Origin of the sequence: Erwinia sp. PPS120, assembly GCF_047918655.1 — a bacterium.
GTDB classification, from domain to species: Bacteria; Pseudomonadota; Gammaproteobacteria; order Enterobacterales; family Enterobacteriaceae; genus Erwinia; species Erwinia tasmaniensis_A.
In genome coordinates, this window is the sequence record NZ_JBLREF010000001.1 from 58,077 (window position 1) to 74,335 (window position 16,259).

Annotated in this window: 20 protein-coding genes; 12 read left to right on the top strand and 8 right to left on the bottom strand. The window is 54.0% G+C overall.

Annotated features, from left to right (window positions below; translation table 11 throughout):
- Positions 1 to 8: 8 nt before the first annotated feature.
- Both kdsD and ACLRGG_RS00270 read right to left on the bottom strand, forming a co-directional pair.
- Positions 9 to 995, bottom strand: coding sequence for an arabinose-5-phosphate isomerase KdsD (kdsD, locus tag ACLRGG_RS00265; RefSeq protein ID WP_416247877.1), 987 nt, complete (start codon positions 993 to 995; stop codon positions 9 to 11).
- A 14-nt stretch (positions 996 to 1,009) separates the two neighbouring features.
- Positions 1,010 to 1,990, bottom strand: a complete 981-nt coding sequence (locus ACLRGG_RS00270; RefSeq protein WP_416247878.1) for a calcium/sodium antiporter — start codon at positions 1,988 to 1,990, stop codon at positions 1,010 to 1,012.
- 229 nt (positions 1,991 to 2,219) lie between these two features.
- Between ACLRGG_RS00270 and mlaF the strand changes: the two genes are divergently transcribed.
- From mlaF to murA, 7 genes are all read left to right on the top strand, one after another.
- Positions 2,220 to 3,032, top strand: coding sequence for a phospholipid ABC transporter ATP-binding protein MlaF (mlaF, locus tag ACLRGG_RS00275; protein WP_416247879.1), 813 nt, complete (start codon positions 2,220 to 2,222; stop codon positions 3,030 to 3,032).
- 7 nt (positions 3,033 to 3,039) lie between these two features.
- Positions 3,040 to 3,822 carry a lipid asymmetry maintenance ABC transporter permease subunit MlaE gene (gene mlaE, locus ACLRGG_RS00280; RefSeq protein ID WP_345831629.1) on the top strand — a complete coding sequence of 261 codons (783 nt, stop codon included), beginning with the start codon at positions 3,040 to 3,042 and terminating at the stop codon, positions 3,820 to 3,822.
- 4 nt (positions 3,823 to 3,826) lie between these two features.
- Complete coding sequence (mlaD, locus tag ACLRGG_RS00285) at positions 3,827 to 4,393, top strand: outer membrane lipid asymmetry maintenance protein MlaD (RefSeq protein ID WP_416247880.1); 567 nt, start codon at positions 3,827 to 3,829, stop codon at positions 4,391 to 4,393.
- Complete coding sequence (gene mlaC / locus ACLRGG_RS00290; RefSeq protein WP_416247881.1) at positions 4,393 to 5,031, top strand: phospholipid-binding protein MlaC; 639 nt, start codon at positions 4,393 to 4,395, stop codon at positions 5,029 to 5,031. Before mlaD ends, mlaC begins: the two co-directional genes overlap by 1 nt.
- Positions 5,031 to 5,327, top strand: coding sequence for a lipid asymmetry maintenance protein MlaB (mlaB, locus tag ACLRGG_RS00295; protein ID WP_416247882.1), 297 nt, complete (start codon positions 5,031 to 5,033; stop codon positions 5,325 to 5,327). Before mlaC ends, mlaB begins: the two co-directional genes overlap by 1 nt.
- Before the next feature lie 125 nt (positions 5,328 to 5,452).
- Positions 5,453 to 5,707 carry a BolA family iron metabolism protein IbaG gene (gene ibaG, locus ACLRGG_RS00300; RefSeq protein ID WP_345829152.1) on the top strand — a complete coding sequence of 85 codons (255 nt, stop codon included), beginning with the start codon at positions 5,453 to 5,455 and terminating at the stop codon, positions 5,705 to 5,707.
- 77 nt (positions 5,708 to 5,784) lie between these two features.
- Positions 5,785 to 7,050 carry a UDP-N-acetylglucosamine 1-carboxyvinyltransferase gene (murA, locus tag ACLRGG_RS00305; protein WP_416247883.1) on the top strand — a complete coding sequence of 422 codons (1,266 nt, stop codon included), beginning with the start codon at positions 5,785 to 5,787 and terminating at the stop codon, positions 7,048 to 7,050.
- Between the two features lie 49 nt (positions 7,051 to 7,099).
- Here the strand turns inward: murA and ACLRGG_RS00310 are convergent, their stop codons facing one another.
- Together ACLRGG_RS00310 and ispB are read right to left on the bottom strand one after the other, a co-directional pair.
- Complete coding sequence (locus ACLRGG_RS00310) at positions 7,100 to 7,360, bottom strand: helix-turn-helix domain-containing protein (RefSeq protein WP_416247884.1); 261 nt, start codon at positions 7,358 to 7,360, stop codon at positions 7,100 to 7,102.
- Positions 7,361 to 7,679: 319 nt separating this feature from the next.
- Positions 7,680 to 8,651: an octaprenyl diphosphate synthase gene (gene ispB / locus ACLRGG_RS00315; protein WP_416247885.1), complete on the bottom strand. Its 972-nt coding sequence runs from the start codon at positions 8,649 to 8,651 to the stop codon at positions 7,680 to 7,682.
- A 255-nt stretch (positions 8,652 to 8,906) separates the two neighbouring features.
- On the opposite strand from ispB, the gene rplU reads away from it, so the two are divergent.
- The 3 genes from rplU (at position 8,907) to cgtA (ending at position 10,982) form a co-directional block, all read left to right on the top strand.
- Positions 8,907 to 9,218, top strand: coding sequence for a 50S ribosomal protein L21 (gene rplU / locus ACLRGG_RS00320; RefSeq protein WP_034890465.1), 312 nt, complete (start codon positions 8,907 to 8,909; stop codon positions 9,216 to 9,218).
- A 15-nt stretch (positions 9,219 to 9,233) separates the two neighbouring features.
- Positions 9,234 to 9,491, top strand: coding sequence for a 50S ribosomal protein L27 (rpmA, locus tag ACLRGG_RS00325; protein WP_067705989.1), 258 nt, complete (start codon positions 9,234 to 9,236; stop codon positions 9,489 to 9,491).
- 327 nt (positions 9,492 to 9,818) lie between these two features.
- On the top strand, positions 9,819 to 10,982 hold the full coding sequence (gene cgtA, locus ACLRGG_RS00330) for an Obg family GTPase CgtA (protein WP_416247886.1): 1,164 nt from the start codon (positions 9,819 to 9,821) through the stop codon (positions 10,980 to 10,982).
- Positions 10,983 to 11,034: 52 nt separating this feature from the next.
- Here cgtA and pmrB read toward each other — a convergent pair whose 3' ends face one another.
- From pmrB to dacB, 3 genes are read right to left on the bottom strand one after another with little or no spacing between them, the layout of a single operon-like run.
- Positions 11,035 to 12,090: a two-component system sensor histidine kinase PmrB gene (pmrB, locus tag ACLRGG_RS00335; protein ID WP_416247887.1), complete on the bottom strand. Its 1,056-nt coding sequence runs from the start codon at positions 12,088 to 12,090 to the stop codon at positions 11,035 to 11,037.
- The gene (gene pmrA / locus ACLRGG_RS00340; RefSeq protein ID WP_416247888.1) at positions 12,087 to 12,749 is read right to left on the bottom strand and encodes a two-component system response regulator PmrA; all 663 of its coding nucleotides are present in this window, start codon (positions 12,747 to 12,749) and stop codon (positions 12,087 to 12,089) included. The genes pmrB and pmrA overlap by 4 nt, the downstream gene beginning before the upstream one ends.
- Positions 12,750 to 12,754: 5 nt before the next feature.
- Complete coding sequence (gene dacB, locus ACLRGG_RS00345; RefSeq protein WP_416247889.1) at positions 12,755 to 14,188, bottom strand: serine-type D-Ala-D-Ala carboxypeptidase; 1,434 nt, start codon at positions 14,186 to 14,188, stop codon at positions 12,755 to 12,757.
- 249 nt (positions 14,189 to 14,437) lie between these two features.
- Between dacB and greA the strand changes: the two genes are divergently transcribed.
- Positions 14,438 to 14,914 (top strand): transcription elongation factor GreA, encoded by a 477-nt coding sequence (gene greA / locus ACLRGG_RS00350; RefSeq protein WP_416247890.1) that lies wholly within the window; start codon positions 14,438 to 14,440, stop codon positions 14,912 to 14,914.
- A 124-nt stretch (positions 14,915 to 15,038) separates the two neighbouring features.
- Here greA and yhbY read toward each other — a convergent pair whose 3' ends face one another.
- Positions 15,039 to 15,332, bottom strand: a complete 294-nt coding sequence (gene yhbY / locus ACLRGG_RS00355; protein ID WP_416247891.1) for a ribosome assembly RNA-binding protein YhbY — start codon at positions 15,330 to 15,332, stop codon at positions 15,039 to 15,041.
- Positions 15,333 to 15,459: 127 nt separating this feature from the next.
- Here yhbY and rlmE point away from each other — a divergent pair, with 127 nt between their 5' ends.
- Complete coding sequence (rlmE, locus tag ACLRGG_RS00360; protein ID WP_067706007.1) at positions 15,460 to 16,089, top strand: 23S rRNA (uridine(2552)-2'-O)-methyltransferase RlmE; 630 nt, start codon at positions 15,460 to 15,462, stop codon at positions 16,087 to 16,089.
- Positions 16,090 to 16,259 lie beyond the last annotated feature (170 nt).

Here is a 16,259-nt window from a genome sequence, read left to right on the forward strand (position 1 = left end):
ATTCCTTGTCAGACTACGCCGGCACGCAGCATGTCATGCATATGGACAACCCCGAGCAAATGGTCGCCATCGGCCACCATCACTACGGTAATATTACGGCTCTGCATCAGGTTGAGCGCCTCCACGGCCAGCGTATTGGGGCGGACCCGAATGCCGCCTGAGGTCATTACGCTGGCAATGCTGGCGTGTTGAATATCAATGCCCATATCAAAGACCCGCCGCAGGTCACCATCGGTAAAGATGCCCTCAATCTTCATCAGATCGTTACAGATGACCGTCATACCCATATTTTTGCGCGTTATCTCCAGCAGCGCATCGCGCAGGGAGGCATCGCGGCTGACGTGAGGGATCTCATCGCCCGCGTGCATAATATCATTAACGGTTAACAGCAGCTTACGCCCCAGGGTGCCGCCGGGGTGGGAGAGCGCAAAATCTTCTGCGGTGAAGCCACGTGCTTTTAGCAGGGCGACGGCCAGGGCGTCTCCCATCACCAGCGTCGCCGTGGTGCTGGTGGTCGGCGCCAGGCCCAGCGGACAGGCTTCTTTAGGTACTTTAACACAGAGATGGATATCGGCAGCACGGCCCATTGCGCTCTCTGGTCTGCTGGTGATGCAGATAAGTGAAACGTGCAGACGTTTCAGTACCGGGATCAGCGCAAGGATCTCGGAGGATTCGCCTGAATTGGAGATGGCAATGACGGCGTCACCTGCGCTGACCATGCCGAGATCGCCGTGGCTGGCTTCGGCCGGATGAACAAAAAAGGCCGGCGTTCCGGTACTGGCGAAGGTCGCGGCCATCTTTTTACCAATGTGACCCGACTTACCCATGCCCATTATCACCACTTTACCCCGGCAGCTGAAGATCCGCTTGCAGGCTTCGGTAAAGTCTTCGTTAATGTACAGATCAAGCTGTTCCAGCCCCTGACGTTCAATGTTCAGAACGTCCCTGCCAGCCTGTTGAAAATCAAAGCCCGGATCGAGCATTCGAGGTGCCATAGTTTACAATCCTTTTACCAGAAGGTAGCGCCAGGCTGCCAGTAAAGCACGGCGACCCAGGCAACAAAGCCGCAGAGCAGCAGCGAACCTGCGACTCTTCCAATGCAGCGGCTACGCTGTAGACACAAAAGTGTAAAAAGGGCGCTGACGCCCAGCATAACCCAATAATCCCGCGCAAAAGCCTGGGTATCAACTGCTCCAGGGTGGATCAGCGCGGGCACGCCCAGAACGATGGCAATATTGTAGATATTCGACCCAATCAGATTGCCTATCGCAATGTCATCTTCGCCTTTGAGCGCACCGGCAAGCACCGTCGCCAGCTCAGGGAGGCTGGTGCCGACAGAAATTATCGTCAGGCCGATAACCAGTTCGCTGATGCCGAAGTAGTTCGCGATTACGGTCGCATTATCAATCACCATGCTGGTTGACATAGGCAGGATAATTAACGCTACTGCCAGCCAGAGAAATGCGACCGTGTTGCCCGCATCGTCGCGTGGCAGTTCGGCGATTTGCTCGCGCGTGAGGGAGTCACTGTTATCCCGTTCGGCGCGGCGGGCAATTTTGATAATAAACAGCAGCCAGGCGGCGGCCAGCGCCAGCAGAAGCACGCCGTCGCCCCGGCTCAGCGCGTTATCGCACAGCAGCACGCCGCATAAAAGCGTGACTAACAGCATCAGGGGAAGCTCGCGGCGCACCAGCTTAGAGTGAACGGTAAGCGGGTGGATCAGGGCAGCGCCGCCCAGGATCAGCAGAATATTGGTAATGTTCGAGCCGAGCGCCGTGCCGACGGCAATATCCATCTGTCCGTGCGTAGAGGCGGAGAAGGCCACAATCAGTTCGGGAAGGGAAGTGCCTATCCCCACTACGGTCATCCCGATAATCAGAGGGGGAACGCCCAATGCACGACAGAGAATCGCGGCGCTAAAAACCAGACGATCTGCACCATATACCAGCAGGACTAAACCGATAAACAATAGTGCGGTAGCTACGAGCATGAAATGTCCTTTGATCGGGTATAATCGTCGGCTGCCTTGCGTGACAGAGGAAAATGAAGGCGTTGTCAGTCAATGCGGTGATTTTGACGGTCTGAAGGCAAAAAGTAAAACGTATGCCAGTTTTAGCCACGTCTTCGCCGTAAGTTTCTGTAAAAGTGTCCTGCCTGGTAGGTTATACGCTACCATCGGAGGTTAACATGTGCCTGGATTGAGAGGATAAGAGGTAACTATGAGCCAGACGGAGACGAATTTGGTGGATGTCCGGGGCGTGAGCTTCGCCCGCGGAGACAGGCCGGTGTTCGATAACATCTCGCTTACTGTGCCCAAAGGGAAAGTTACTGCCATTATGGGTCCCTCAGGCATTGGTAAAACAACGCTGCTGCGTTTAATTGGCGGGCAACTGCGGCCCGATAGCGGTGAAATCTGGTTCAACGGTGAGAACATACCCAGCCTCTCCCGCTCACGCCTTTATGAGGCGCGCAAGAAAATGAGTATGCTGTTTCAGTCGGGCGCACTGTTCACCGATTTGACGGTATTTGATAATGTGGCCTGGCCGCTACGTGAGCATACTCAGCTCCCCCCCCAGCTATTGCACAGTACGGTGATGATGAAGCTGGAAGCCGTAGGGCTACGCGGTGCGGCATGGCTCAAGCCTTCCGAGCTGTCAGGCGGAATGGCCAGGCGTGCGGCGCTGGCGCGGGCAATTGCGCTTGAGCCTGAGCTGATTATGTTTGATGAGCCTTTTGTCGGTCAGGACCCCATTACCATGGGCGTGTTGGTAAAGCTGATCGATGAGCTTAACCACTCGCTGGGTATGACCTGCATTGTCGTTTCGCACGACGTGCCTGAAGTCCTGAGCATCGCCGACTATGCTTATATCATCGCCGGTCAAAAAGTGATTGCACAGGGAACGGCCAGCGCGCTGCATGAGAATCAGGATCCTCGCGTGCGCCAGTTTATTGATGGCATCGCAGATGGTCCGGTGCCGTTTCGCTTCCCGGCAGGGGATTACCTGCAAGATTTAACCGGCTCAGGGAGTTAATACATTAATGTTATTACGTGCACTGGCGTCAACAGGACGTAAGGGGATCAACACCTGCGCCTCGTTTGGACGCGCCGGGCTGATGCTCTTCCATGCGCTGGTGGGGATCCCCCGCTTTCGCAAACATGCTCCGCTGTTAGTCAAACAACTTTACAGCATCGGTGTACTTTCGCTGCTGATTATTGTGGTGTCGGGACTGTTTATCGGCATGGTTCTGGGTCTCCAGGGCTATCTGGTATTGAACACTTATGGTGCCGAAAGCAGTCTGGGTATGCTGGTGTCGCTTTCGCTACTGCGTGAACTGGGGCCGGTAGTCACCGCGCTGCTGTTCGCGGGGCGGGCAGGGTCCGCGCTGACGGCTGAGATTGGCCTGATGAAAGCAACGGAGCAGCTCTCCAGTATGGAAATGATGGCCGTCGATCCGCTACGCAGAATCATCTCTCCTCGTTTCTGGGCAGGCTTTATCAGTATGCCGCTGTTAACGCTGATATTTGTGGCGGTCGGTATCATGGGCGGCGCCATCGTCGGCGTGAGCTGGAAGGGGATTGATAGCGGGTTTTTCTGGTCAGCGATGCATAACGCCGTTGATGTGCGCACTGATATTGTCAATTGCGTCATTAAAAGCGCCGTGTTTGCCTTTACGGTGACGTGGATTGCGCTGTTCAACGGTTACGACGCGATCCCGACCTCAGAAGGGATCAGTCGGGCAACGACGCGTACTGTGGTACATGCCTCACTGGCAGTACTCGGTTTGGATTTTGTGCTTACGGCACTGATGTTTGGGAACTGATTCGATGCAAACGAAAAAAAGCGAAATTTGGGTAGGGGCGTTCCTGCTGCTGGCGCTCTGTGCGGCGCTGTTTCTGTACCTGCGTGTGGCCGATTTGAAATCTCTCGGCAACGAACCAACCTGGCGCCTCTATGCCACCTTCGATAATATCGGCGGCCTGAAAACCGGCTCCCCGGTTAAAATTGGTGGGGTGGTCATTGGCCGCGTGTCGGATATCTCACTCGACGATAAAACGCTGTCGCCCCGCGTGACCATGGACATTGAAGATAAATATAATCAGCTGCCGGATACCAGCTCGCTGGCCATCAGAACCTCTGGCCTGCTGGGTGAACAGTTCCTGGCGCTGAACGTCGGCTTTGACGACCCGGATATGGGAACGACTATACTTAAGGATGGCAGTACCATTCAGGATACGAAGTCAGCTATGGTACTGGAAGATCTCATTGGTCAGTTCTTGTATAAGAGCGGCAACGGTAACGACAAGAAAGATGCATCACCGGCGGCTGCGGGTGCGGGTGCTGCTGCGCAACCTGCGCCTGCCGCCACGACTCAACCTCAAGAGGATAAGTAATGTTTAAACGTTTCCTGATGGTAGCCATGCTGGTTATTGCCCCCGGTATCGCCAGCGCGGCTACTGCTGACCAGACCAATCCCTACGAGCAAATGAATGAGGCGGCGGCAAAAACCTTTACGCGTCTCAAAACCGAGCAGCCGAAAATTAAGCAGGATCCTAACTACCTGCGTCAAATCGTGCGTGAAGAGCTTCTGCCTTACGTACAGATTAAATATGCAGGTGCATTAGTCCTGGGCCGTTATTACAAAGAAGCCACGCCAGCCCAGCGTGAAGCCTACTTCAAAGCTTTTGGTGATTATCTGGCGCAGGCATACGGTCAGGCGCTCGCGCTTTATCATGGACAGACCTACCAGATCGCTCCTCCTCAGTCTTATGCCGACGCCAATATCATCGCTATTCGCGTGACGATCATCGATCCCAATGGCCGCCCACCGGTTCGCCTTGATTTCCAGTGGCGTAAAAACAGCCGCACCGGCGACTGGCAGGCGTACGACATGATTGCTGAAGGGGTAAGCATGATAACCACCAAACAGAACGAGTGGAGCGATACGCTGCGTCAGAAAGGGGTTGATGGTCTGACCGCACTGCTTAATTCCGCGGCAAAACAGCCTATCACTCTGGATAAGCAGCAGTAATGCGTGAGCCATTAAGCTGGCAAATTACCGAGCGGCAGCTGCATCTGTCCGGGGAGCTGGAGCGAGAAACGCTGTTGGCGCTCTGGGCAGAGCGAGAGACGGTAATGAAACAGGTTGATATCATTGATGTCTCAGCACTGGACCGCGTGGATTCTGCCGGGCTGGCGCTGCTGGTTCACCTGCGGCAGATTGCCCTGGGGCAGGGCAATGCCCTGCACTTTGCTGGTATCACCGATAAACTTCTTTCGCTGATTGCCCTCTACAATTTGCAGCAGATCATTGTTTCATCTGCCTGAAAAGCCCCTTCAGGTCTGCCATCCAAAGCCCCTTGCTCCTGAGGGGCTTTTTTGCTTGTTTAAGATAGCGTCGCTTTCCACTAAGATAGTGCCCTGTTTCTCAAATATCGAATATAAGAAGTCTTATGGAAAATAGCGAAATCCAGGCCGTGCTGATGAGCGCGCTGCCGCTTCAGGAAGTCCACGTTACCGGTGAGGGCAGCCACTTTCAGGTTATCGCCGTCGGTGATCTGTTCGGCGAACTCAGCCGGGTAAAAAAACAGCAGACGGTTTATGCGCCGCTGATGGAGTTTATTGCCGACAACCGTATCCATGCGGTATCGATAAAAACCTATACCCCTGAAGAGTGGGCGCGTGACCGTAAGTTAAACGGTTTTTAAGCTGACTCCCTGTTGTAATCGCGCAGGGTCGCGATGAGGCGGGTAGTACTGAATGTCTGACAAAGAGAGCAGGTGTAATGGATAAATTTCGTGTACAGGGTCCCACCCGTTTAAGCGGGGAAGTCACAATCTCCGGCGCTAAAAATGCGGCGCTGCCGATCCTGTTCGCCGCTCTGCTGGCTGAAGAGCCGGTAGAGATTCAGAATGTCCCGAAACTGAAGGACATTGATACTACCATGCAGCTCCTCAGCCAGCTTGGGGTGAGGGTTGAACGCAACGGGTCGGTGCATCTGGATGCCAGTGAAGTCAATATTTACTGTGCACCCTATGATCTCGTGAAAACCATGCGTGCGTCCATCTGGGCGCTTGGCCCGCTGGTGGCCCGCTTTGGTCAGGGACAGGTTTCCCTGCCCGGCGGCTGTGCTATTGGTGCCCGTCCGGTCGATCTGCACATTACGGGTCTGGAACAGCTGGGCGCTGAAATCAAACTTGAAGAAGGCTACGTTAAAGCTTCGGTAGAGGGACGGTTGAAAGGCGCGCACATCGTAATGGATAAGGTCAGCGTAGGCGCGACCGTCACCATTATGAGCGCGGCAACGCTGGCAACGGGCACCACGATTATTGAGAATGCGGCTCGTGAGCCGGAAATCGTCGATACGGCCAACTTCCTCAATACGCTGGGTGCTAAAATCAGCGGTGCGGGTAGCGATCGCATTACCATCGAGGGCGTTGAGCGCCTCGGCGGCGGCGTCTATCGCGTTCTGCCTGACCGTATTGAAACCGGGACCTTTCTGGTCGCTGCGGCCATCTCCGGCGGCAAGGTGGTGTGTCGCAATGCCCAGCCTGATACGCTGGATGCTGTGACGTTTAAGCTACGTGAGGCAGGGGCTGATATTGAGGTGGGTTCAGACTGGATTAGCCTGGATATGCACGGTCAGCGGCCAAAAGCCGTGACCTTCCGTACCGCGCCGCATCCGGGCTTTCCGACCGATATGCAGGCCCAGTTCAGCTTACTCAACCTGGTTGCTGAAGGCACAGGGGTGATTACTGAAACCATCTTTGAAAACCGTTTCATGCATATCCCTGAGCTTATTCGCATGGGCGCGCACGCTGAAATCGAAAGCAATACGTTGATCTGCCACGGCGTGGAAACCCTTTCCGGCGCACAGGTCATGGCAACCGATCTTCGGGCTTCTGCGAGTCTGGTGCTGGCGGGCTGTATCGCGAACGGAACGACAATAGTGGATCGTATTTATCATATCGATCGCGGGTATGAGCATATTGAAGACAAGCTCTCATGCCTTGGCGCTAACATCGAGCGCATTAGCGGCAGTAGTGAATAATTGCCCAACGCTGTAACGTTAATAGGGGGCCAACATCGGCCCCCTCTGTTTAATTTCTAAGACGTTTTTTACGATCGATGAGATTTTGGCTGGCGGGGTCATAGTATCGACTTGGCCAGATTTCGCAGGGGTGGACTTCCAGCGCATCCGCTATCAGCCATTCCCCCTTTGGCCAGGGGCGAAACAGTGCATTCGCAAGCGTTGATGAGCTCAATCCTGCCTCACGCGAAAGCTTTGCCAGCGTAGTTCCCCTTTTACGTAAGCCCGCAATGATGTCTGCATTGTGCCAGTCTTTCTTATCTTTAAGCATTGCTATCCTCCGTGTACGCAAAGTTCTCCAGTATTATTTGTGCTCAAAGTCACCACTTTGCTCCTCATTGTCGACGCTTTCCTACTGAATCCGACAGGACAAAGGATGAAAAAGCAGAGGTATTTTACAGTAATTTTAAGTCTCTTATTTCCAGTTTCTTCCGGATTTTTTAGTACTGTGAATCATGACGCACGTTCATGCAAACAAAAGAGATGATTTACACGCAGTTAACCCCTGAAAAGGAACCGGGGAAAAAGCAAAAGGGGGGGATATTTAAGGGAAGATCGTATGAAAAACGCGGCGTACCGCGCTTATTAGATTAAAACTCGCGCTGAACTGACATATGGGCCAGCGCCTCAAGCGCACTACGCCACGGAGATTCAGGCAACGCTTCAAGCGACGCAATGGCCTTATCGGCTTCCTGCTCGGCCGCCTGCCGGGTCCACTCCAGCGAACCACACTGACGCATAGTTTCCAATACTGGTTCCAGTAAATGCCGACCGTTACCCTGCTCAATAGCCTCACGAATCATCGTGGCCTGCTCAGGTGTGCCATTACGCATGGCGTGCAGCAGAGGCAGTGTAGGTTTCCCTTCGCTAAGGTCATCTCCCACGTTTTTGCCCAGCGTCTGCCCGTCAGCACTGTAATCAAGCAGATCGTCTATCAGCTGAAAAGCGGTTCCGATAAACCGTCCATAATCCTGTAGCGCCTTTTCCTGAGCAGGGGTCGCATCGGCCAGAATTGCAGAGGATTGGGATGCCGCTTCAAAAAGACGGGCGGTTTTGCTGTAAATCACCCGCATATAGCTCTCTTCGGTGATATCGGGGTCATTACAGTTCATCAACTGTAACACTTCGCCCTCGGCAATCACGTTTACGGCTTCTGACATGAGCGCCAGAACCCGCAGAGAGCCGAGGCTGGTCATCATCTGGAAGGCGCGGGTGTAGATAAAGTCCCCTACCAGAACGCTGGCCGCATTGCCAAAGGCGGCATTGGCCGTGGCTTTGCCCCGGCGCATATCTGATTCATCGACCACATCATCATGTAACAGCGTGGCCGTATGAATGAATTCAATCAGGGCAGCGACTGTAATATGCTGTTTATCCGTGTAATTCAGCGCACGGGCGGACAGAACGGCGATCATCGGCCTGATGCGCTTACCGCCACCGCTAATGATGTAATAACCCAGCTGATTAATGAGGGAGACCTCAGAGTTCAACTGCTCAAGTATGATTGCATTGACGTCCGCCATGTCCTGCGCGGTGAGTTCGTTTATCTGTTCTAAGTTCATCAGTGTGTTCGGCTATTGCTCAGTATGCTGCTATGATAGGCGTCTTTACCGGTGTCTGCGGCATGTAATGTATAACAGATTGTACTTGAAAATGACCGGGGTGAAACGTTTGCATTCGCTTTGCGTTTTTTTTCTGCAATACCCTGCAACAGGCACTTGTCTTCGCTGCCGAAGTTGCGTAGAATTCGCGCCCTATTGTGAATATTTATAGCGCAGCCTGAAACTAAGACGGCGAGCGCATGAGCGGAGTTTTATATGTACGCGGTTTTCCAAAGTGGTGGTAAACAACACCGAGTAAGCGAAGGTCAGACCGTTCGCCTGGAAAAGCTGGACATCGCAACCGGCGAAACAATTGAGTTCGACCAGGTTCTGATGATCGCTAATGGCGAAGACGTGACTATCGGTGCGCCGTTAGTTTCAGGTGGCGTGATCAAAGCAGAAATCGTTGCTCACGGTCGTGGCGAGAAAATTAAGATTGTTAAATTTCGCCGTCGTAAGCACTACCGTAAGCAGCAGGGTCACCGTCAGTGGTTTACTGATGTGAAGATCACTGGCATCAGCGCCTAAGAGGAGATCTGACAAATGGCACACAAAAAGGCTGGCGGCTCCACTCGAAATGGCCGCGATTCCAACGCAAAACGTCTGGGCGTTAAGCGCTTCGGCGGCGAAGCGGTTCTGGCAGGTAGCATCATCGTTCGTCAGCGTGGCACTAAGTTCCACGCGGGCGTTAACGTAGGCTGCGGCCGTGACCATACTCTGTTTGCAACTGCAGACGGCAAGGTCAAATTCGAAGTTAAAGGCCCGAACAACCGTAAGTACATCAGCATCGTTGCTGAGTAAGGTTCTTCGAGTCCGAAAGGGGTATCTGATACCTTTTTCAGCAGCGAATTTAAAAGCCCCGCTATGATTGCGGGGCTTTTTACATTCTGTATTTTAATCCACAGCCCAGCGCGTTGCGCCTGTGGATCCACAGTACCTTATTTTGCTGTACACTTTATATTCAGCTGCACAATGTCTTATGGCGGATCCCTGAACAGGTAACCACGCAAAGACGCATTCTGCGGCGGAGTTACCCTGTTCTGTCACGCGACATCGCTGTTGGCCGCGACGGATCACCCCCGGCACCTCTATTCCCCGGTCCGGGCGAATGATTTACGGAGAAGTAAAATGAAGTTTGTTGATGAAGCGACGATTCTCGTTGCTGCGGGCGATGGTGGCAACGGCTGCGTCAGCTTCCGCCGTGAAAAGTATATCCCTAAAGGCGGCCCGGACGGCGGTGACGGCGGTGACGGCGGCGACGTCTATATGCAGGCCGACGAAAACCTCAATACCCTGATCGATTATCGCTTTGAGAAATCCTTCCGCGCCGAACGGGGTCAGAATGGCCAGAGCCGTGACTGTACCGGTAAACGCGGCAAGGACATCATCATTAAAGTCCCGGTTGGGACGCGTATTATCGACCAGGGCACCGGCGAAACCCTGGGTGATATGACTCACCATGGTCAGGTGCAGATGGTTGCTAAAGGCGGCTGGCACGGCCTGGGCAACGCCCGTTTCAAATCCTCCGTTAACCGTTCTCCCCGGCAGAAAACGATGGGTACCCCGGGTGAAAACCGCGATATCCAGCTGGAACTGATGCTGCTGGCTGACGTCGGTATGCTGGGGCTGCCTAACGCCGGTAAATCCACCTTTATCCGTGCCGTTTCAGCCGCGAAGCCAAAAGTGGCGGATTATCCTTTCACTACCCTGGTGCCGAGCCTGGGCGTGGTACGTATGGACCATGAAAAAAGCTTCGTGCTGGCAGATATTCCTGGCCTGATTGAAGGTGCCTCCGACGGCGCCGGCCTGGGCATCCGCTTCCTCAAGCATCTGGAGCGCTGTCGTGTGCTGCTACACACTATCGATCTGGCACCGATTGACGAATCCGATCCGGTAGAAAATGCACGCATTATTCTGGCTGAGCTGGAAAAATATAGTGATAAGCTGTTTAACAAGCCGCGCTGGCTGGTTTTCAACAAAGTTGACCTGCTGGATGAGGCAGAGGCAGAAGCGCGCGCTAAATCGATTGCAGACGCGTTGGGCTGGACCGACAAATACTATCTGATCTCCGCCGCCAACCGCACGGGGGTGAAAGAGCTCTGCTGGGATGTGATGTCATTTATTATAGCTAACCCGAAAGAAGCGGAGCTTGAGGCTAAACAGCCTGAGAAAGTCGAGTTTATGTGGGATGATTATCACCGTCAGCAGCTTGAAGAAGCGGAAGCAGAAGAAGACGATGATGACTGGGACGATGAGGATGACGAAGGGGTCGAAATCATCTACCAGCACTAGCCACCTTAAGGGACACAGAGCGTGTCCCTTTTTCATTTAGCAATTTTACGTGCTAATTGAGCGTGTGCGGCAGCCAGCAAACGGCATCCAGCCCGCTGCGGTCATTACGGTTGATCAGCCGTAGCTCACCGTGATGAATCTGAGTGATGCGCTGGACAATATTCAGCCCAAGCCCACTGCCGCCGTAGCGCTGATCCATGCGCCGAAACGCCTGGGTCAAATCCTGCGCTGACTCAGCCTCAATCCCTGGCCCCTCGTCACGTACGGTAACGCGTGTACCGCTATTTTCGGGCTGTACGATCAGAGATATAAGGCTGCCCGGCGGGCTGTAGCGGGAGGCATTCTCCAGCAGGTTCCGCAGCATCAGCCGTAGCAGCACGGCGTCGCCCTGGACTTCGAGGTGGGTATCCCCTGAGCGCGCCAGCCTCTGCTGGCGCTGAGCCAGCATTTCTGTCATCTCCTGCTCCAGGGGGTCAAAAATGGCTCCCCAGCTCACCACGTGGTAATGGCCGCTTGCCAGCGCCTGTCCGGCGCGCGACAGCATCAGCAGCTGCTCAATAACGTGCATCAGCTGATCGATGCGCTCAACCAGCATAGGCCCCTGCCTGACACCCTGCTGCTCCAGCAGCTCCAGATGCAGCCGCAGACCAGCGAGCGGCGTACGCAGCTCATGTGCGGCATCAGCAGTAAACAGGCGCTCCTGCTGGAGCGTATGGTCCAGCCTGCCCAGCAGCTGGTTCAGGGCCGTGGTGACGGCAACGATTTCATCCATGTCGGAAAACAGCGGCAGCGGCGTGAGATTGTCAGCCGACCGCTCGCTGAGGCTGGTTTGCAGCGAACGCAGGGGGCGAATAATCCAGCTTATTGCCCAGAATGAGAGCAGCAGGGTGAAGCCCACCATGACCACCGAGGGCAGCAGCAGCGAGGCGATCGCTTCACGAATTTCCCGCTCGACGTGCTCATTACGAGAGTGCGCGGACAACGTCTCATTTACCAGAAAGCCTATCTGCTCACGGCTTTCGTGCCACAGCCAGGCCGCGCTCATAAGCTGGCAGCTCAGCAGAATAAGGGCCAGCATGATCAGCAAGCGCCGACGCATACTGTTCATGCGCGTTCTTCCAGCCGGTAACCTACGCCGCGTACCGTTTTAATCCGATCCTTACCCAGCTTGCGTCGCAGGTTATGAATATGCACCTCAAGCGTATTTGAACCGGTATCATCCTGCCAGCTGTAGAGATCCTGCTGGAGGGTTTCCCGATGTACCGTCTGACCAATGCGCATCAGCATCCTGGTCAGCAGTGCGAACTCTTTCGGGGTAATTTCTACCGGCTGGGTCTCAATAAATACCTGCTGTGAAGAGAGATTGAGTGAGATATCGCCGTGCTGCAAAAGATTATCGCTGCGACCCTGATAGCGTCGAATCAGCGCCCGAACGCGCGCCTTAAGCTCAACCAGAGCGAAAGGCTTAACCAGATAATCATCCGCGCCGGCGTCCAGACCGCCCACGCGATCTTCAAGTGCATCCCGGGCGGTGAGGATTAGCACCGGCAGGTCGATATGCTCTTTACGCCACTTACGCAGCAGATCGCCTCCGTCGCGATCCGGCAGGCCCAGATCCAGAACGATCAGGCTGTACTGACCGCTTTGTAGCAGGGAGCAGGCCTGGGAGCCGGTGACGGCTGAATCGACGGCATAACCCTCAGAGGTTAATGCCTGAACCAGTCCCGCCAGGAGTAACGCATCATCTTCAACTATCAGTAGCTTCATTGTCGTCAGTTATTCTGATAAACATCCTTATAAAGCCGGCTTTCAAAGCGAACCAGCGGAATGCGACGCTGGCGCTGGTCCTCCGGCGGAACGGCATAGCCCGAGAGATACTGGACAAATGCCACGCGTTGCCCGCTGGCGGTGGTCATAAACCCTGCAAGGTTATAAACGCCCTGAAGCGATCCGGTTTTGGCTGAAACCTTGCCGTCAACGCCAGCTTCATGAAGACCACCGCGATAGCGCAAGGTTCCGTCATAACCTGCGAGCGGCAGCATAGAGATGAAATTCAGCTGTTGATCGTTTTGTGCGATGTACTGTAATACCTGCATCATCGTCGCAGGGGATATCAGGTCGTGACGGGACAGACCTGAGCCATCAACCTGTATACTGTTGCCCAGATCGACATTGGCCTTCTGGCGCAGGATCTGACGTACCGCATCCGAACCCGCTCGCCAGGTGCCAGGTACGCCGAAACGCTCATGACCGATGGTGCGAAACACCGTATCAGCAATCATGTTGTCGGACTTCTTAAGCATAATCCTTAGCAGGTCGTGCAGCGGGGCTGACTGCTTTTCAACCAGAACGCTAGCCGGAGGCGTGGCCTGGGTCTGACGGAGTAAATGGCCGGAATAGTCAATTCCCGCCTGCTGTAGCTCGGCCTTAAGCAACGCGCCGGCATAGCTGGCACCGTCCTGAATGGCGAATGCGAGGGGAAGCGGTTCCGCCCGCTGCATCATGCAGCCGGTGAGGGTAAAACGGTTAAGCTCGCCAGGCACGACGTCCAGCTCGCAGTACTGCGCCTCCGATGAGCCTTTGGCGAGCGTACGGACCTGGCTGAACATGTTCACCGGATAATAGGACGCAACGCGAATAAAGGCGTTATCGCCCGCCCGGGGAGCGCTGTAAAGCGAGACCGAAAAGCAGTTGCGATCGACAATAGCCGCTGCGGGGGGCGCACTGAAGCACTGGGTCAAATCGTTCCACGGCCAGCCTGGAGCTTTATCATGGCTGGCAAACACGGACGTATCAATTACCAGGTTGCCCTGAATATGCTGGACACCCTGCTTTTTAAGCGCCGTAACCATGTTTCGCAGGTCCTGTCGCGTCAGGGTGGGATCGCCGCCGAATCGCGCGACCAGATCGCCGCGCAGCGTGCCGCCGCTGAGGGTGCCTTTACTCTCCAGCTGAGTATGAAAACGGAAATCCGGTCCCAGCTGCAATAGCGCAGCCAGCGCGGTTATCACCTTCATCGTACTGGCGGGCAGGGCCATCTGCTTACTGTGATAGTCAATTGAGGGCGAGGATGCGCCGATCTTCTGTACAATCAGCGCCAGGTTCGCGCCGTCGGGTAAATACTGGGTATAGCTCTCGACCGGGGCTGCGTGGGCATTCAGCATAAATGCGCAGGCCAGGCCGGTTACAATTCGTGAAAATCGCATAATCTCGCGTTAACTGGCAGGTGATGCGCATCATACTACGGTGCATCAAGGTGGAAAGTAAACGATGACCCATAAGGAACTCTGGGGTAAAATACGTATCAAAATGCAAAACCTGCCGGGCCCAGAGCATACTCCGGGTCAGGTTTCTTTCGTTTGTAATTCAGTGGCCCGCGCCGCAGAACGCTTTTTCTGCATCAACCTGTCAGGATGACGAAATTTTGCACAGGACAGAGTTTACGAGGTATTGAGATGAATCAGATTCCGATGACGTTAAGGGGCGCAGAAAAACTGCGTGAAGAGCTTGAAGAGCTGAAAACCATTAAACGCCCCAGAATTATTGCCTCAATTGCTGACGCCCGCGAGCATGGCGATTTGAAAGAGAACGCGGAATACCATGCTGCGCGCGAAGAGCAGGGTTTTTGTGAAGGCCGAATCCAGGAAATTGAAGCAAAGCTGTCTAACGCACAGGTCATTGATGTCACTAAAATGAACGCCAATGGCCGGGTTATCTTCGGTTCTACCGTGAGCGTGCTCAACCTGGATAACGATGAAGAGTCAACGTATCGCATTGTTGGCGACGACGAAGCGAACTTTAAGGAGAATCTGATTTCTGTCAATTCGCCAATGGCTCGCGGTCTGATCGGCAAAGAAGTGGATGATGTTGCTGTTATCAAAACGCCAGGCGGCGACGTTGAGTATGAAATCCTTAAGATAAGCTATCTGTGATTTCTGCTACGCTGGATAAACCCGGCGGAATGTAAAAACAGGTAAAAGGCCGCGTCGCGGCCTTTTATCAACATGACGAGCGTGGCACTTTCTGCACCTCCGCGATAAGGCTTAACGAATGGCCTCAGCGTGGAATGGTGATTTTACGCTCTTTCGTTGGACGGTACAGCACCAGCGTCTTGCCGATAACCTGTACGTTAGCTGCACGGGTTTCACGCACGATCGCTTCAACCATAAGGGTCTTGGTCTCACGGTCTTCCGTGGCGATTTTCACCTTGATGAGCTCGTGGTGCTCCAGTGCCTGTTCGATTTCGGCCAGCACTCCTTCGGTCAGACCATTGTTGCCTAACATGACAACGGGCTTCAGTGGATGGGCCAGTCCTTTCAGGTGCTGTTTTTGTTTGGTACTCAGATTCATCGTATTTTTTACTTACATTGGGATTGAAAACGGGTCATTCTACCGCCATCTCGGGTGTATCACCAAATCGGCGTGCTGATTTGCGCGGTTTATTTATCGCATACGTTGAATCATAGTTGGAAATTGTATGACTGGTAAAAAGCGTTCGGCCAGTTCCAGCCGCTGGCTACAGGAACACTTTAGCGATAAATATGTGCTTCAGGCGCAGAAAAAAGGGTTGCGTTCGCGCGCCTGGTTTAAACTTGATGAAATACAGCAGGGTGACAAGCTGTTCAAACCGGGTATGACCGTGGTTGATTTAGGCGCGGCGCCTGGGGGATGGTCCCAATATGTGGTAACGCAGATTGGGTCAAAAGGCAGCGTCATCGCCTGTGATATCCTACCGATGGATCCTATCGTTGGCGTCGATTTCCTTCAGGGCGATTTTCGTGATGAACTGGTGCTGAAAGCCCTGCTGGAACGCGTTGGCGACAAAAAGGTTCAGGTTGTAATGTCGGATATGGCACCCAACATGACCGGTACGCCAGAAGTCGATATTCCCCGGTCGATGTATTTAGTTGAGCTTGCACTGGAAATGTGTCGAGATGTACTGGCACCCAACGGCAGTTTTTTAGTGAAAGTGTTTCAGGGAGATGGCTTTGAAGATTACCTCCGGGAAATTCGCTCCCTGTTTACGAAAGTGAAAATTCGTAAGCCGGACGCCTCGCGCTCTCGTTCGCGTGAGGTGTACATTGTAGCGACAGGGCGCAAACTATAGCCAAAATAGCTGGATGCGCAGCAGGGTGAGAGGGGAGCGACTCCAGGCTTACATTAGTAAGTTGTTGAAGTTAGCGATACCGCTCATCACCGCGGTGATTCCAGATATGATGAATATATAGTACCCTACGCTGTCTGTTAACACAGTTGTAATAAGAGGTTAATCCCTTG

Bases quoted from the DNA above. Each gene is read 5' to 3' on its own strand.
- kdsD (WP_416247877.1), bottom strand. From the start codon at position 995: ATGGCACCTCGAATGCTCGATCCGGGCTTTGATTTTCAACAGGCTGGC.
- ACLRGG_RS00270 (WP_416247878.1), bottom strand. From the start codon at position 1,990: ATGCTCGTAGCTACCGCACTATTGTTTATCGGTTTAGTCCTGCTGGTA.
- mlaF (WP_416247879.1), top strand. From the start codon at position 2,220: ATGAGCCAGACGGAGACGAATTTGGTGGATGTCCGGGGCGTGAGCTTC.
- mlaE (WP_345831629.1), top strand. From the start codon at position 3,040: ATGTTATTACGTGCACTGGCGTCAACAGGACGTAAGGGGATCAACACC.
- mlaD (WP_416247880.1), top strand. From the start codon at position 3,827: ATGCAAACGAAAAAAAGCGAAATTTGGGTAGGGGCGTTCCTGCTGCTG.
- mlaC (WP_416247881.1), top strand. From the start codon at position 4,393: ATGTTTAAACGTTTCCTGATGGTAGCCATGCTGGTTATTGCCCCCGGT.
- mlaB (WP_416247882.1), top strand. From the start codon at position 5,031: ATGCGTGAGCCATTAAGCTGGCAAATTACCGAGCGGCAGCTGCATCTG.
- ibaG (WP_345829152.1), top strand. From the start codon at position 5,453: ATGGAAAATAGCGAAATCCAGGCCGTGCTGATGAGCGCGCTGCCGCTT.
- murA (WP_416247883.1), top strand. From the start codon at position 5,785: ATGGATAAATTTCGTGTACAGGGTCCCACCCGTTTAAGCGGGGAAGTC.
- ACLRGG_RS00310 (WP_416247884.1), bottom strand. From the start codon at position 7,360: ATGCTTAAAGATAAGAAAGACTGGCACAATGCAGACATCATTGCGGGC.
- ispB (WP_416247885.1), bottom strand. From the start codon at position 8,651: ATGAACTTAGAACAGATAAACGAACTCACCGCGCAGGACATGGCGGAC.
- rplU (WP_034890465.1), top strand. From the start codon at position 8,907: ATGTACGCGGTTTTCCAAAGTGGTGGTAAACAACACCGAGTAAGCGAA.
- rpmA (WP_067705989.1), top strand. From the start codon at position 9,234: ATGGCACACAAAAAGGCTGGCGGCTCCACTCGAAATGGCCGCGATTCC.
- cgtA (WP_416247886.1), top strand. From the start codon at position 9,819: ATGAAGTTTGTTGATGAAGCGACGATTCTCGTTGCTGCGGGCGATGGT.
- pmrB (WP_416247887.1), bottom strand. From the start codon at position 12,090: ATGAACAGTATGCGTCGGCGCTTGCTGATCATGCTGGCCCTTATTCTG.
- pmrA (WP_416247888.1), bottom strand. From the start codon at position 12,749: ATGAAGCTACTGATAGTTGAAGATGATGCGTTACTCCTGGCGGGACTG.
- dacB (WP_416247889.1), bottom strand. From the start codon at position 14,188: ATGCGATTTTCACGAATTGTAACCGGCCTGGCCTGCGCATTTATGCTG.
- greA (WP_416247890.1), top strand. From the start codon at position 14,438: ATGAATCAGATTCCGATGACGTTAAGGGGCGCAGAAAAACTGCGTGAA.
- yhbY (WP_416247891.1), bottom strand. From the start codon at position 15,332: ATGAATCTGAGTACCAAACAAAAACAGCACCTGAAAGGACTGGCCCAT.
- rlmE (WP_067706007.1), top strand. From the start codon at position 15,460: ATGACTGGTAAAAAGCGTTCGGCCAGTTCCAGCCGCTGGCTACAGGAA.